Origin of the sequence: Rhizobium mongolense subsp. loessense, assembly GCF_900099775.1 — a bacterium.
GTDB lineage: Bacteria > Pseudomonadota > Alphaproteobacteria > Rhizobiales > Rhizobiaceae > Rhizobium > Rhizobium loessense.
Window position 1 is genome coordinate 36,220 of record NZ_FMTM01000004.1, and the last position, 13,985, is coordinate 50,204.

Here is a 13,985-nt window from a genome sequence, read left to right on the forward strand (position 1 = left end):
CTTAAGCACGGAGGAAATGCGATGAGCGAAGAGGTTGAACGGGAAGATGGCATGTCCAAGGGGCGCTACCTGATCGTTGTTGATGGGCACGAAGCCGAAATGACATACAGTCGTGCGGGTCAAAAGCTGATCATCATCGACCACACGGATGTTCCTGGTGCGTTGCGCGGTCGAAAAATCGGCGAGCAATTGGTCCGGCAGGCGGTAGAGGACGCCCGGCGCGAAGGCATCACGATCATACCGCTTTGCCCATTCGCGAAAGCGCAGATAGAGCGCCATGCGGAATGGCAGGATGTTTTGAGAAAGTGAAAATTCTGCCGAACAAAGAACCAGAGCCGACGATAGGGAATGTTATGCGGAAGAACACCTATCTGTTTCAAGAGGCGAAGCAGGCCCTTCAAGCTACTGCCGGAGAGATGAACAATGGCCGAAAACACTCCTGATCTAACTTTGGCAGAGCGCCAGATCGCCGAGGTCATCAGTCGCACCGACAAGACTCTTGCTGCCACGGTCTCCTGTGCTCTGGAAGAGGCGACCAAAAGGGCGGTCGAGGAAATGCGAGCAATCGGCCAGGAAGATGCTGCGCCAGCATTGCAATATTTTGCGGCAGTTGTTCATCAGAGAATGTATTGTCTCATGTGTGGTGCAGCCCCGGATACATTCGAAGGGGGAAACCCTGAAATTGCCTATCACGTCATCCGCAACTCCCAGAATATCGCCAAGCACTATTGGTCCGCGGACATTGAGCCTTATCCACCGAAATAGCGATGCATCATTCATCGACATCCAGTACCGCGCAGTTATTGCGTCGGCGACACCTTAAGTTGCTGATGAACTCGGCGATAAGAGAAAGCCCATTTCGCGACGTTGGGGAGGAGCTGGCCTCATTCGCGATCGCTGATCCTGGTCCGGTTTCTGTATAATCCGGAATCGCGGCAAATATTATCTGCCGGGCAATCCTGCCAAAGCATCCTATCCGTAACATATACCCCGCCGGCCGACACCTTCCTGCAACCGCCTGCCCAATACGCACCGACCCGCCCGCCTGACCGCAAGGGTTCGATCAAGAACTTGATTTGACTTCAGGGCCAGCGATCTCTTTTGCCAAGCCACAGAGTTGGAGAGAGCCGGTCGACCTTGCAATCTTGACGTTACGGACAAGCTGATCGTTCGTCTTGCTTGCCAAGGCCCGCCGCGCCGTCCTTGAGGGACGCGGTTCCGAAACGTTCGATGAGCATTTCAGTGAGTATCCTCACCTTTCGCGAGGGATGCTGGCCTGGCGGCCTCACGACAAAGATACCGGCTGGCGGAATTGGATGACGCGTCATGATTGGCACCAGCGCGCCCGAGGAAATATGATCCGCGACAAGCGGTTCTGGCAGGTACCCGATCCCGATCCCGTCCACAGCGGCAGACACAAGCGATATTCCGCTATCAGCTATGAAGCGTCCCTGGGGACGCACCGTAACAATCCTGTCGCCGTCCATGAATTGCCACCTCTCATCGTCTCGCATGACGACTTGATGATGTGCGATGTCGTCCGGTGTTACGGGAGCGCCGTGGGCGTCTATGTATTCAGGACTCGCCACGAGGATGCCGAAGATCGATCCAACACGTTTTGCGACTAGCACTGAATCTTGAAGGTGGCCAAGCCGAATGGCGCAGTCAAAACCCTCTCCGACGAGATCGACGAAACGATCGGTATAGGAAGAAAGGATTTGCAGTTGCGGATGCCTGCGCGCCATTTGTGAGAGGATGGGAGCAAAATGTGTCGGGCCAAAAGAAAGCGGCGCAGCGACACGTAACCGGCCGCGAAGATCTCCTGAGGGAAGAGTGGCGTCCCTTGCAACATCAAACTCATTGCAGATTTTTGCTGCGTGCTCGCGAAACGTCGCGCCAGCTTCGGTCAAGGAGGCGCCGCGCGTCGTTCGCGCGAGCAATTGAACGCCCAGAAATTGCTCAAGCCGAGCAAGCCGTCGGCTGACGAGCGATTTGGAAACGCCAAGCCGGCGCGCTGCCTGTGTGAGACCGGATGCGTCAGCAACCTCCACAAAGGTGCGCAGTTCCTCAATATCCATTGGTGTTTCCTTTTCGGCGACATGGTTTGTCAGTTTGATGGTCTACCGTAGCCGAAATTGCAATGGCACTGTCAATTTGGACGTTTTCACTAGGGTTTTTGTCTTCCAACAAGTCGGTCTTCAACGACGGCATGCGAAAAAAGTGATGACCTTCGCGACGGCTTGGACTCACTTCTTCGCCCATCGCGTGCATCCGCATGGCACCGGCTCCGAATGACCGCATTTCGTAAAATACGTCGAACGAGGGTAAAATGATCAGAAAGATATTCATCGCGTTTGTGACAACTTTTTCTTTCTCTGCTGTTCAGGCACAAACGACGCAGGAGCAGCCCGGCGCTGATCTGATCGTTATCAATGCAAATATCTTCACGGGCAGCCGTGCTCAGCCCGAAGCTTCGGCTTTGGCGGTCAAGAATGGCCGCATTTATTCGGTCGGCTCTGATGTGGACATTCTCGGTCTAAAGAACTCCAATACCGAGATTATTGATGCTCGCAGCCGCACACTCATTCCCGGCATCATTGATGCCCATATCCATGTCCTCAACGATCTGGCCTATAACTACAATGTTCGATGGGATGGCGTGCCGACGCTGCGCCGGGCGTTGACTATGCTGAGCGAGCAGGCTGCACGCACGCCGAAGGGCCAATGGGTCAAAGTTATTGGAGGCTGGTCACCTTACCAATTTGAGGAGAACCGCTTTCCAACGCTGGACGAATTGCGCGGCGCGGTGCCCGATCGCCCCCTGATCGTGCAATATGCCTATAACCAAGCCTTCTTGAACAAGCAGGCGATGGAGGCGCTTGGCGTCGGTACCGATCGGTTCCCAAAGGTGCCGGACACCGAATTCGAAAAGGACAGCCGCGGCAATCCCACTGGTGTGGTCCACGGCTATACCTGGTTGTTTCTCGCGCTCGAGAGCATGGTGCCGCAGCCCGCCTTCGAAGAACAAGTGAGTTCGTTGATCTATAGCATTTACGGTCTGAACCGGTTCGGCGTGACCTCGATCATCGATAACGGCGGCAGGTGGCCTTACCCGGAGGCCCAGGCGAGGGTAGACGTAGTTGCACGAGGCAACCGCCTCAATGTGCGCATGCCCTTTGTGGACTTGCAACTCGGCGACGGCGGGCCGGTGAACATGGTGGATCTAGAAATCGAGGCGATCACGAAAACGGCGCCGATAAGTCCAGGACAAAACCTGCACCCCACCCTGGCACATGGCCATGAATATCGAGGTGCCGGGGAGGTTCTGAGCGGGGAAGTGCACGATCATGAGAACTTCGACCGTCCGGCGGTCATCATCGAGCCCGATAAGATGCGGCGCTTCGTCGAGCAGGATGTGATGAAGCTGGTCCAGCGGCGCATCCCGTTCCGAATGCACGTCAGCTACAACGAAAACATCTCCCCCTTTCTCGACGCGCTGGAGAAGGTGAACGAGACGATCCCGCTCGATGGCCTGAAATGGAGTCTTGAGCACGCTGAGACCATCAGTCCGGAGAACATCGCTCGGGTGAAAAAGCTGGGTGGCGGAATTGCCCTGGACGCCAAGATGGCACTGCACGGCGATGGTTTCATCAAGACCTATAGTCGCGAGAAGGCGTTGGAAACACCGCGTCTGCGCATGCTCGTCGATAGCGGCATGCCGCTGGCCATGACCACCGACGCCTTCCGGGCAGCCACGTTCAACCCTTGGGTGGCAGTAAGTTGGATGGTATCTGGCAAGTCTGTGTCCGGATCCGTAATACTTGCCGAGAACAACCGTCTATCACGCGCCGAGGCGCTGAAACTGTTCACCACCGGGCCAGCCTGGTTCATGAATGCAGAAGCCGAGCTAGGCGTAATCGCCCCCGGAAATCTGGCAGACTTCGCCGTTCTCGACAGGGACTACTTCGCCGTGCCGGAAGATCAAATCAGCTCTATATCGTCTGTACTGACCATCATGGACGGAAAGGTAGTCTACGGCGCACAGGACTATAGTGCTCTATCGCCAAAACTGCCTGACATCCTTCCCGCTTGGTCACCCGTAAAATACTTCGGCAGCTATCATGGGGAAAAGTGAGCCCAGCGGACGGGCTCTCCCCGCCTTCCCCGGACGCTCGCTGGACTGCGGTTTCGCTGCCCGGCCGTAGCGAACCATTGCTTATTTTTGACAGCGATTGTTGTTCAATACCTCCGTCGAAAACAACATGCGCCAAGGGGTCTGTCGTTACATCGAGGAGAATAAAAATGGCTGACTTTGACATCCCAGAGAGGAGCACATCATCGCCCTTCGCAGATGTGCGCGGACATCACGTTGCGATCCGTGTGCCCGACCGGGACACCGCCATACAATGGTATCGGGATAAGCTCGACTGGCGCGTCGTTCACACATGGCCTTATGATGACTGAGAACTCGCCTATCTCGCGCCGCCAAATGACGATCGTTTTATGGTCGAACTGCTCGCCGGCGGTGACCCGGGTCCGCACCCGGTACGGGTTTACAAGGATCTGGACGACAGCTTGAGGCATGCCGGTTACCACCATTTCTGCCTGACCGTCGCCGATATCGAAGCCACAGTGGAAGAGCTGCGCCGCCGCGACGTGAATATCCTTACCGGACCGTTTCAGGTCGACGAGATTAGTCGCAAGATCGCTTTCTTCCCCGATCCTTTCGGGAACGTGATTGAATTGGCCGAAGTCATCTAATCATCTGGCGACTTGCTCGTCACGCCGTAAGGACGCAGGTCTCGTCTCGGGAAATCCTTGAGGTTCCAGGTGACGATGGTAGAAGCTTTTCCAACAATGGCAGCGGCGAGTACATGCCGATCGTCAAGGTCAGGCAGTTTAAGATCCTCGATCAACGGACGATAATTCACCACGTCCGCCTCCGGCAGGACGGCCTTCATACGGTGTTTGGCTAAAGCAATCTCTTCGGCCGACACGAGGCCGGCAAGCGGCACGACGACCAGTCCGGATGGCAAGTACGATCTGGTCGCTGGTCCAGTTCCCGAGACTGGTTTGCTTGTCGGCGGAGGGGCGCTTCCGTCCCCAAGCTGAACAGTCTGCCGCTGGAGCCGGTCGCAACTCTCGAGTTGGCAAACGGTCAGAGCGAAACGAATCCGCCGAAGAAACCGAAACCGTTCCTTGTCAGTCGAGCCCGATCCACAGGCATCCGTCCTGTATTAGGCAGGGGTATACCGTCAGCCTGGTGGGATTTTTCGAGATGTCACCTGTGTGTTCATAGCCCGGCGCAGTACCATCCTGCTGCAACTGCGCCCAGTTCCTGATTTCGCCCGAAAACAGGTCGAAACAGCTTTGATGCCAACGGCAGACGAGGCCGTGATCACTGGTGATCGTGCTCTCCGTGTGTGGGAGATTGAGCGTCTTCACCTCGGCAGGTTTTCGACGTTCGTAGAACGGCAGATGAAGATGCGGGCAGGCGTTGTTGAAGGCGCAGTAGTTGTCGGTTCCGCGAACGACGACGATATCGTAATCCTCGAAATCGAGAATCCGTCGTTCGTGGGGCTGAAGCTCGTCCTCGGGAAATGCGCGGACCCACCTCCTGCCGGCATGACGGATGGTTGCGCGGGGTTGCCTGGCGTTCAGTTCAGCGTCGCATTCGGGCTTGAGCCTGATGATTTCGAAGAGGCTCGTACGTTCGCAGGAACCCCTTAGGCGTACCCTGACAAAATCGCCGACCTCCACCTTGTCGGCGATCTGGCCGTGAAGCGCCTCGGAAATCAGCAGTCGGGTCCCGGCATCCTTGTTCGCGGCTTCGATCCGGCTGGCCAGGTTCACGACGTTCCCGACTGCCGTGAGGCGTTGGTTTGCGCCGAAGCCCAATGTGCCGATGACGGCTTCGCCATAATGGAGACCGATACGAATATCGAAATCGATGCCGTACATGGAGGCAAAGAACGGCTTCAGGCGATCGACCGTGGCAACGGTCTGAATCGCCGCGTTGACGGCTCGAAGCGGAGCGTCCCGCTGATCGTCGATTCCGAAGATTGCCATCAGCCCGTCGCCGATGAAATTGTCGATGAACCCGCCATTCCGCTCTATGATGTCGCCAACCTGGGCGAAGTAGCGATTGAGCAGATACATCACATCATAGGGCGAAAGCTGCTCGGACAGTTTCGTGAAATCGGCGACATCGCTGAAGAAAACCGCAACCTGTTTCGACTCGCCGGAACGCGTCTCGGCAGAACTGAGAAGCTGGCTGGTTATTATCAAGTCGGTCTCATCCAGCACCAGGCGTCGGACGCGAAGCTCGCCCTGCGGCTTGAGCTGACAGGCCAGCCGGACCTCATCCGCCAGCCTCAATCGTTCCGCCATCAAGCTCTCGTCTCGATTCCGGTTCGGGCAACCCTGAACGCCGTCCAGAACCCAGACGCGGCAGGTCGAGCATTTCGCCCGGCCGCCGCAGGCATGGGCAAACGGCACACCCGACCTCAAAGCAGCCTCGAGCAACGTTTCGCCGGCGGCAACCTCGAAGTTCATCTGGTCAGGCAGAGCGGTTACTTTGATCATGGTCCAGAACACGGCTCGCGCCACGTCAGTTTAGCACGATACGGTGCAGGCAATCGACTCTGAACTCGGTTCACGAGACGGAATTGCTCCGGGCCGTTCCCGTCAGCAACGAAATAACCCCGCATGCTTTGTTCAGGGTTGCTGTTGCTGCTTCGTGGAGGCTGCGGGTAGCGTCCAGCATGTCCATAATTCCACACTTTTTATCGTTTCGACCTTGCTTCGCCGCCGCCGCAACCCCGCCGGCGGCGCAGGCTGGGCAGGACCGCAAGGAAGCCGCAAATGCCGACCTTTCATTTCGGCGCAGCAGCTGCGGTTTTGCCCGGCAGCAAAGTCCGCATCATGAAGCTCGGTACCTCTTCGCCTGGCCCGAACGGACCGGGAACCTTGTTCTTCAGTGGCGGAAGGCTCTTGGGCGTATTTATCGTGGCGGGCATTCTCGCTGCGCCGGCGGAGCTGCTGCAGGCGCCCGGATTGCCTCCATACCTTCGTCCCTCGGTCAGAACCTGATCTTCAATGCGTTCGCCGCTGCTGTCTTGGGCGGCGTTAGCCTGAACGGAGGACGAGGCACGATTGCAGGTGCATGCGGCGGTGTCTTGCTGCTCGTCCTCATTCAGGATGTTCTCGTTCCCTCTCGGGTCCCCGCGTATTGGATCAACGCGACGACAGGTGGGGTCATTCTTGTCGCGCTCTACATCAGCAAGCTCAGCGGAGCTGATAGGGCACGTAGACAAAATGGCGGCCGAAAAGGCTGCCATTTTTCAAAGCAGAAACCGATAAGATCAATCGCCCGAAAACCCGATGCAATCGCCGGATTCCCGCGCCGGCGACGTGGCCGCATATGAATTTTCGAAATCCGATCCGCCGGGGCCTGCGTGGGTGTAGAGCATCGCGGGCGAGCGACGATGCCACCCGGCCTGCCGTCCATGTCGGAGTATCAGGAATTCGACGAACCCATGCAACGGGCCAGCGCTGGCTTGCGAGCGGGAATGGTCATCGCGGCCACGCCGGCAATGACGCAAGCGAGCCCCGCCCACGCGGTTGAGGTCATGGTTTCACCGAGAAACAGGACTCCGATCCCCACGCCGATCGGAACCCGCAGGTAGGCCTGGGCAGTCGTACCGACCGAGCCGAGTGTGTGAACGAGCCGGAAATAGATGACGAACGCGAGGGCGGTCGAAAATACCGAGAGACCGAGCAATGCCAGGATCGATGCCGAAGAGGGCGTCAGTGTCCACGGCTGATCAACGACAAGGCTGACGGGAATGAGGATGACTGCACCGCAGATGAGTGATCCCGCTGCGGGCATGATTGGGTCAAGCCCTTTGAAGCCCCGGCCGAAGATAGCTGCTCCAGCGTAGCAGATGGTGGCGGCCACAATGGCGAGCTGCGCCGGCAGTTCATCGCCAAGCCCGTGAAATGCCTCGATGCCGATGATGAGGCACGTGCCGGCAATGCCGGTGACCACGCCGAACAGCTTGCGGCCAGTGACTGGTTCGTGGTGCGTGATAAGGACCGTCAAGAGGAACGCGAAGATCGGCGTCGTCGAATTGAGAATTGCAGCAAGCCCGGCATCCACGGTGCGTTCCGCCCAGGCGATCAATGTAAATGGAATCACGCTGTTGAGGCAGGCTTGAAACAGAAAACGCCGCCATGTCGCGAGGTCCCTTGGCAAGGCCAATCCACGTGACCTGATGACGCCAAGAAGGATCGCGCCGGCCATCAAGGTGCGGGCGGCGATCAGCGTCACCGGGGGGATCGTTTCCACGCCGATCTTGATGAACGTGTAGGACGCGCCCCAAAGCGTCGCGAGCGCGAGAAGGAGCGCGAGTTCTATTCTCATATCCGTTTTTTGTGTTGTCATGATCGTCTCGCGTTCGAGTAATTTTGAAACTCCTCTGCTTTATCGTGGATTGGCCTGACATTGCTTCGACCAAGGCCGAACTATGAAGGACTGACGAAGGACACCAAGCAGTTAACTCAATGCTGCATTCTTGGAGGGAAGGTCCGCTGGCTACGAACCTTTGGGGACGTGGCCGAGCGAATGCCCAAGTTTATCAAAGAGGTCTACAAGCGGCTGTACTCTGCCCTCGGCTATCGTTCGCCAGCGGAATTTGAAACCCAACTTGCCCAGCAGGCGGGGCAGTTTCGCCTTCATTCGAAACGCCCCGATGCACTTCCGATCAATGCCTTTTTGGTTCGCCCCGACCATTTTCGCTGCCGACGTCGGCGCACTGATGGCGATAGCCGAAGCGGCTCGATGGAAGCGGGATTGCGATGAGCGCATGCGCGGAGGACCTCGCTGACTGGATAGATCCTGAGGATACCCAGGTGGTGATCAGTCGTGATCGCCACGATACCCGCTTCATATGCGGCGCGGACGATCGCCTCGTGCAAGTTCTCGGGTTCGGTTTTTCCGGTAAGGACCTCCAAACAGGTTTTCACCGCCGTCAAGAATTCCTCACCATCGTCGGTGGGCCATTCCTTCAGTAACAGTTGGGCAGCCTCGCGTGCGGTACGGATCACCTTGCGATCTTTGCCTTCCGCGAAAGCAAGAATTATCGTTGGGAAACTTCTCAACATATCGAATTTCATTGCCCCTGAACTCCGCCCGACAGCCAATGTGAATCCCGTGCTATGGTTCGAACCGGGATTGACCACACATGCTCGTCAACCATCTTCCACGTTGTTTCGACAAAACTGTCGCGTATCCTGCCATTGGTGGGAAGGCGGGGGCGTCCTCATCGCCTGTTCCTTCCCATCTCCTCTGATAGCGTTGGCCGGTTTAGTTTCCACTCACGGGCTGCCGTCTGAAGAACTCGCTTGAATTCTTCGGAGGTCACGCCATCGGCGCGCAACACCATGGCGATCAGTGGATCACGAAGAGCTTCGGATATCGTCAGCTCATCGTTCTTTCCGCCAGTTGCGCCGGCATGGCCGATGACTGAGCACAGCGCGAACGACCGCGGCTCCGAATTTGACGCAGCCGGATAGATGGCATCAGCGATTTCGATATGATCCATATCAGCGCCTCTCATAGCGGCGAAACAGGCCCGCAGATTCAAGGTGTTTGGAAAGACAACGGAACTCGGCCTGATTGCTTTTAAGGTCCACTATCCATTGGCGTCCCCGTGATGCGGAGTGCTTAGAAAGGCACTCTTCGGTGATCTGCGACACGGCAAGACCAGCGATAAATGCGTTGTCGGCAGCGGCCGGTGTGGCGACAAAGCTGTCGTCCGTTGTGAGCTGGGCGCAATGGCAGACGGGACATGCGTCCTCATTGACTGCCACCGAGGGACCTGCCATGCAAGAGGCCCCGCAGCGGCCGACATGCAGGTGGGGCGGCAGGCCGGCTTTCGATGCGTGGCAGGCCGTCAAAAACTCTTGGGCCGGATGAGAATCGTCGCCGGCAAGAACGACGAACGGATTGTGAGCGTAATCTGCGATTAATCGGAGCGCTGCGGCGCCTTCCGCAAATTCCGGCAGCGCGAAGACATTGGCCGAGAAACACGTGGCCAGATAGGTCGCCAGCTTGTCCGTCTTCAGACAGCCGAGATCAGCTTCGCTCGTCCATGGGAGATGGTTCAAGTTCTTCTCGTCGATACGATCGGCATCCACGAGAAGGAAATGGCGCGCGCCGAGGGCCGCAAGCTGGATGGCAATCTGCGAGCCCAGGCCGCTGCAGCCGATGATGACGAAGTCGATATCGCGAAACCCTGCGAAGCCGCGTTGCCGATGGCAAAGAGGCGTCAGGGAGGCGTCGTCGTGATCGATTGCGGCGGAGACATATTCGTCCTCAGCCGGCATATTGGCACCCTCCAACGCGCCGCCGAACGCAGGCCTAGTAACTGTGGGGCTCTGTTCCTCGACAGCATCGGTACTATTGCCGGCGAACAGAGCCCCCCTGCCGCCCGACCCAAGGCTGTGGGCGAAGAAGTTCGGGAAGTCGACGGGCGCACGGACCGCCGCTGACAATCGTCTAGACCGATAATTGATCATCACATCGCCTCCATTTCGCTGGGCGCGATTGCGCGGATCGTCGCGGCGTAGCGACCGTAATCCTTGCCCACCGCATGGTCGGCGGCCTTCGGGATCACGTGGAATTTTCCGTCGTACCAGAGGCTGATATTGTCGCCGCTGTCATCGATCTCTCGCCGGCCCATCCGAGGATCGATCGGCTCCTTGCCGCGCAGGAGCATCTGTCCGATATCCCAGGCTTGGCGATCGAGAACTCGCTGGCGCTCGGCAAGATGGGCCTGGCGGTGCGCGACAGGCTCTTCGGCAAGCAACTGGCCTACGAGGTCCAGGATCCGGCCACTCCAGGAAGGAATGGCGGCGATGTCTGGGAGGTCGAGGAGGACATCGCCGCCGAGACGTTCGATTCCTTTCCGAGCGATGTCGATGAGCGGGACTTGCCGCGCGGCATAGGCGATTATGAATGCCGTTTTCCGGGCGCGGCGCTCAGGATCCGCCTCGGTGGATAGACATGCCATGCGCATGGCGCACTCCCAGGGAATGGTGTAGGCCGTATGCAGGATGCTCTCGAGCGTCTGTAGGTCGTTTTTGTATGGGGAAACATATTGGAACTCCCCAGGCAGGGATGCCGCCGCCGAGGTCGTATAAAACCCAAGCAGGATATTTCCCGCCTCGTGAAGCAGTTGGGCCGCTGTCGCGGCATGATCGCCGTCGCGCAATCTCTCTCTGGAAAGCGCGATGAGCGCGCTGCCCGGCAATTCGTTCGAACTCGAAAAGGAACACTGCCCTTCGCGCCGCACGCCAACGTGAAGCGTGTGCAGGCCGGCGATCAGACGCTTATAGCCGCACTCGTCCAATTCCGCGATTAATGCGAGGGCCTTCTCCAGATGGTCGGCGATGCGATCCAATTCGGCATCGTCCGTGATGGGGCGGTCGGGCCTGGAATAGTCCGGCATGCATTTGCGGAGGAGGGCTTGCATCATAGGGCTTCGCGCCGGGCTTTCGATGCGGGCGAGGCCGATGCCGCAAGACAGCCGGCACGCCGGCTGACGTTCGAGTTCAAGATCCGATGCGATCAGATCCGGCTGCAGATAACCGCTGACGACTTGCACATCGGGGCGGGCTGCCTGCCATTCCAGACTGCGCGCGAGCCCACCCATCCAGGCTGCAAGCGCGGATGAACGGTAGGGATCGGCACCGACCGGTCCGGCAACTGCTAACGGAAGCTCCAGCAGGCGAGCGTACCCGCCATCTGCAAGATCGGGGAAATAACCTGCCAGCGCCTCTATCCCGACCGAACAATCGGCGAGCTTTGAAGCCGCCGCAAGCGTGCGGCCATACTGGAAGCGTCGCTTCAAAAGGTTGCGAGTTGCCACGCGCTGCAGGGAAAGGGTACTTGCCATCAGGGGATTGCGCTTGAGCAGGAGACGCGCCTCATCTGCTAATTCTTGAATACGTGACGCGGACATCGGCAGCCTCCGTGAGTTTGCCTTCGGGCGGATCAAGGTTGCATCTCGGGCAAAAATGCCCCAGTTCGGGACGGCTTCGTCCGGCATCGGAACGTTGCGCGTCGTCGGTTGAGAGGCACTATCGCCCAAGGGCGTCATTCGCCCGCCAGTTCCGCGTTAAAAATCCGTAAAAAATGACGTAAACAAAGAAAAAGCCTCCTCGATCGAGGAGATCCTTGATCGAGGAGGCTTAAATTTTGGAAAGCGCATGCGCAGCTGTCAGATCGCCAGCGCCGCCAGTACTGCCGCCCGCGCATTCGGCAGGCCTGACCCGAAGAAATAGGCGGCGTCAAGAGCGTCCTCGCTTTCTGCATTCATGCAATCCGCCGTCAGTTTCCTCGTCCCGGGTGCGACAATGGCGTCCAGGCGGGACGCGGCTTTCAGAATGGACTTGACATGAGGACCCGAGAGGCGGTCACCGGGATTGTGGCGGCTCTTGTAGGCCCGCTGAATCAGGGCGCATAGCCCACCCACCTGCGCCGACGCGCCGGAGGTGCCCCCGAAGGTGGTGTAGTATCCTCCACCGATGCCCGGATTGGTTCCGAACGGCACGATCGCCGACCATTGATCGGAGCCGTGATCATAGCCGAAAATCCCCGACAGGTCCGTCGTCAGCAGCGAGAAGTGCGAATGGTAGTATTCCCGCATTCGAAAAGCACTGTAGTCGTGCTGTGCGGCAAATGGAGAAAGCCGGTCGAGGCGCAACTGATGCCGGTTGAAGACCTCACCGTCGTCGGAGGGGGAGACAACCGTCAATCCTTCGCCGTAATTGCTGTAGCCCGAACGGAAACCTTCGACGGTAACCGCCCCGACGGCGATGATGCCGTTGTCGTCGGCGGCAAGACTTGCCGGATAGATCAGCTGGCTCTCGCCACTGTTTCCCGCGGCGCAGACGATCGGAATGTGCCGACTGATGGCGAGGATGAGCTGTTTGAGGATATGCCACGGGCGATCCGGATTGGAGCCTTTCTGCGCAGCTTTAGGCTCCAGTTCAGGCCCACCCTGGTCGGCGAAGGCAATGCGCGTGAAGAGATTAGCGGCATCCTGGTTTTTCCATAGTTCCAAGTCGGCCTTCAGCTCATTCTTCGGATCAACCACGCTGCGCTTTGGGTCCGGCAGACCACGCGGCAAGACGATCACGTCCGCCTTCTGATAATAGGCATAAAGAAAGGCAGCGATGAACTGCCTGACATCGTCTTCGAAGGACGTCCTGATCGAGATGATCCTTGAAAAAGGGTCAACGCCGAAATAGGGGATGACATTGCGATTGCCGCTCGTACGCAACTCGTCACCATTGCCGTAGAAGGCTCCCTCCGGCGGAGCGCTTGCTGTGCCTTCTTCCGCAACAACGGCGGGTTCGCCGACGATCAGCCCTGCGCAGCACGTACCATGCGATGCAAAAAGCGATTCCGGATTGTAGAGCCGCCGGAGAACACCCTCCGACGTGGCGTATTCGGCAACCAGGTCACTGAGATAGTCCCGGTCGTCGTTGGAAAGGCCGATATTGCCGAGCGGAGCGATGTTGAGCCCGGCAAAGAAGGCATGTCTTTCCTCGCGGTCAAACGACGTAGTCGTATCGAGTATTTCGAGCACGCGCGCGCCGTAACGATGGGTCGTCAAATCGATTGACGCTTCCCGGTCAAGCCGGGTTGCCAGATTGGGATGGTCCGAAGATACGCCGACATCGATCAGCGCGACCCGCGCGGGTCGCAACGGGCCGGCGGAAGCGATGGCATCCCAGACCGTGCCGGTGATGAGGGGATCGGGGAGCGCGCGTGCGGCGCTCGCATCGAGCGCGGGTGGAGCAGGCGGAGCCGATCCGTATTCCGCGTCGACCACGCCAAGCGCAGTCAGGTGCCAGAGATAATAGTAGTTGATCGGCGCGGGCTCAGGCATTTGTGATTGATCTGTCATGTTCAT

General features: G+C 58.3%; 13 protein-coding genes and 1 pseudogene. 5 read left to right on the forward strand and 9 right to left on the reverse strand.

What is annotated here, in order from left to right:
- Window positions 1-21 precede the first annotated feature (21 nt).
- Window positions 22-309 carry a GNAT family N-acetyltransferase gene (locus BLP23_RS15110; RefSeq protein WP_092585632.1) on the forward strand — a complete coding sequence of 96 codons (288 nt, stop codon included), beginning with the start codon at window positions 22-24 and terminating at the stop codon, window positions 307-309.
- Between the two features lie 114 nt (window positions 310-423).
- Window positions 424-765 carry a hypothetical protein gene (locus tag BLP23_RS15115; protein ID WP_092585633.1) on the forward strand — a complete coding sequence of 114 codons (342 nt, stop codon included), beginning with the start codon at window positions 424-426 and terminating at the stop codon, window positions 763-765.
- 386 nt (window positions 766-1,151) lie between these two features.
- On the opposite strand, the gene BLP23_RS15120 is transcribed toward BLP23_RS15115, so the two are convergent.
- Entirely contained in the window at window positions 1,152-2,078 is a 927-nt protein-coding gene (locus BLP23_RS15120; RefSeq protein WP_092585634.1) for a LysR family transcriptional regulator, read from the reverse strand.
- 251 nt (window positions 2,079-2,329) lie between these two features.
- Here BLP23_RS15120 and BLP23_RS15125 point away from each other — a divergent pair, with 251 nt between their 5' ends.
- Both BLP23_RS15125 and BLP23_RS35110 read left to right on the forward strand, forming a co-directional pair.
- Entirely contained in the window at window positions 2,330-4,135 is a 1,806-nt protein-coding gene (locus BLP23_RS15125; RefSeq protein WP_092585635.1) for an amidohydrolase, read from the forward strand.
- A gap of 167 nt (window positions 4,136-4,302) precedes the next feature.
- Window positions 4,303-4,761: pseudogene (locus BLP23_RS35110) on the forward strand (VOC family protein).
- Here BLP23_RS35110 and BLP23_RS15135 read toward each other — a convergent pair.
- Both BLP23_RS15135 and BLP23_RS15140 read right to left on the reverse strand, forming a co-directional pair.
- A complete protein-coding gene (locus tag BLP23_RS15135; protein WP_233426713.1) occupies window positions 4,758-5,036 on the reverse strand; it encodes a PIN domain-containing protein in 279 nt (92 codons plus the stop codon). The pseudogene BLP23_RS35110 and the gene BLP23_RS15135 overlap by 4 nt on opposite strands.
- 166 nt (window positions 5,037-5,202) lie before the next feature.
- Window positions 5,203-6,585, reverse strand: coding sequence for an adenylate/guanylate cyclase domain-containing protein (locus BLP23_RS15140; RefSeq protein WP_139187066.1), 1,383 nt, complete (start codon window positions 6,583-6,585; stop codon window positions 5,203-5,205).
- A 279-nt stretch (window positions 6,586-6,864) separates the two neighbouring features.
- Between BLP23_RS15140 and BLP23_RS35295 the strand changes: the two genes are divergently transcribed.
- Window positions 6,865-7,092, forward strand: coding sequence for a hypothetical protein (locus BLP23_RS35295; RefSeq protein ID WP_092585637.1), 228 nt, complete (start codon window positions 6,865-6,867; stop codon window positions 7,090-7,092).
- Window positions 7,093-7,519: 427 nt separating this feature from the next.
- Here BLP23_RS35295 and BLP23_RS15150 read toward each other — a convergent pair whose 3' ends face one another.
- The 6 genes from BLP23_RS15150 to BLP23_RS15175 all read right to left on the reverse strand — a co-directional run bounded on the left by BLP23_RS15150 (window position 7,520) and on the right by BLP23_RS15175 (window position 13,979).
- Window positions 7,520-8,446 (reverse strand): DMT family transporter, encoded by a 927-nt coding sequence (locus tag BLP23_RS15150; RefSeq protein ID WP_233426714.1) that lies wholly within the window; start codon window positions 8,444-8,446, stop codon window positions 7,520-7,522.
- Between the two features lie 290 nt (window positions 8,447-8,736).
- Window positions 8,737-9,177, reverse strand: a complete 441-nt coding sequence (locus BLP23_RS15155; protein ID WP_092585638.1) for a DUF982 domain-containing protein — start codon at window positions 9,175-9,177, stop codon at window positions 8,737-8,739.
- 146 nt (window positions 9,178-9,323) lie between these two features.
- The gene (locus tag BLP23_RS15160) at window positions 9,324-9,536 is read right to left on the reverse strand and encodes a hypothetical protein (protein WP_092586094.1); all 213 of its coding nucleotides are present in this window, start codon (window positions 9,534-9,536) and stop codon (window positions 9,324-9,326) included.
- Between the two features lie 70 nt (window positions 9,537-9,606).
- Window positions 9,607-10,581, reverse strand: a complete 975-nt coding sequence (locus BLP23_RS15165) for a ThiF family adenylyltransferase (protein ID WP_092585639.1) — start codon at window positions 10,579-10,581, stop codon at window positions 9,607-9,609.
- Window positions 10,581-12,164, reverse strand: coding sequence for an aKG-HExxH-type peptide beta-hydroxylase (locus tag BLP23_RS15170; protein ID WP_092585640.1), 1,584 nt, complete (start codon window positions 12,162-12,164; stop codon window positions 10,581-10,583). The genes BLP23_RS15165 and BLP23_RS15170 overlap by 1 nt, the downstream gene beginning before the upstream one ends.
- 120 nt (window positions 12,165-12,284) lie before the next feature.
- Window positions 12,285-13,979, reverse strand: a complete 1,695-nt coding sequence (locus tag BLP23_RS15175) for a S8 family serine peptidase (RefSeq protein ID WP_092585641.1) — start codon at window positions 13,977-13,979, stop codon at window positions 12,285-12,287.
- Window positions 13,980-13,985: the final 6 nt, after the last annotated feature.

Coding starts and splice junctions, on each gene's coding strand:
- BLP23_RS15110 (WP_092585632.1), top strand. CDS start 22: ATGAGCGAAGAGGTTGAACGGGAAGATGGCATGTCCAAGGGGCGCTAC.
- BLP23_RS15115 (WP_092585633.1), top strand. CDS start 424: ATGGCCGAAAACACTCCTGATCTAACTTTGGCAGAGCGCCAGATCGCC.
- BLP23_RS15120 (WP_092585634.1), bottom strand. CDS start 2,078: ATGGATATTGAGGAACTGCGCACCTTTGTGGAGGTTGCTGACGCATCC.
- BLP23_RS15125 (WP_092585635.1), top strand. CDS start 2,330: ATGATCAGAAAGATATTCATCGCGTTTGTGACAACTTTTTCTTTCTCT.
- BLP23_RS15140 (WP_139187066.1), bottom strand. CDS start 6,585: ATGATCAAAGTAACCGCTCTGCCTGACCAGATGAACTTCGAGGTTGCC.
- BLP23_RS35295 (WP_092585637.1), top strand. CDS start 6,865: ATGCCGACCTTTCATTTCGGCGCAGCAGCTGCGGTTTTGCCCGGCAGC.
- BLP23_RS15150 (WP_233426714.1), bottom strand. CDS start 8,446: ATGACAACACAAAAAACGGATATGAGAATAGAACTCGCGCTCCTTCTC.
- BLP23_RS15155 (WP_092585638.1), bottom strand. CDS start 9,177: ATGAAATTCGATATGTTGAGAAGTTTCCCAACGATAATTCTTGCTTTC.
- BLP23_RS15165 (WP_092585639.1), bottom strand. CDS start 10,581: ATGATCAATTATCGGTCTAGACGATTGTCAGCGGCGGTCCGTGCGCCC.
- BLP23_RS15170 (WP_092585640.1), bottom strand. CDS start 12,164: ATGACGCCCTTGGGCGATAGTGCCTCTCAACCGACGACGCGCAACGTT.
- BLP23_RS15175 (WP_092585641.1), bottom strand. CDS start 13,979: ATGACAGATCAATCACAAATGCCTGAGCCCGCGCCGATCAACTACTAT.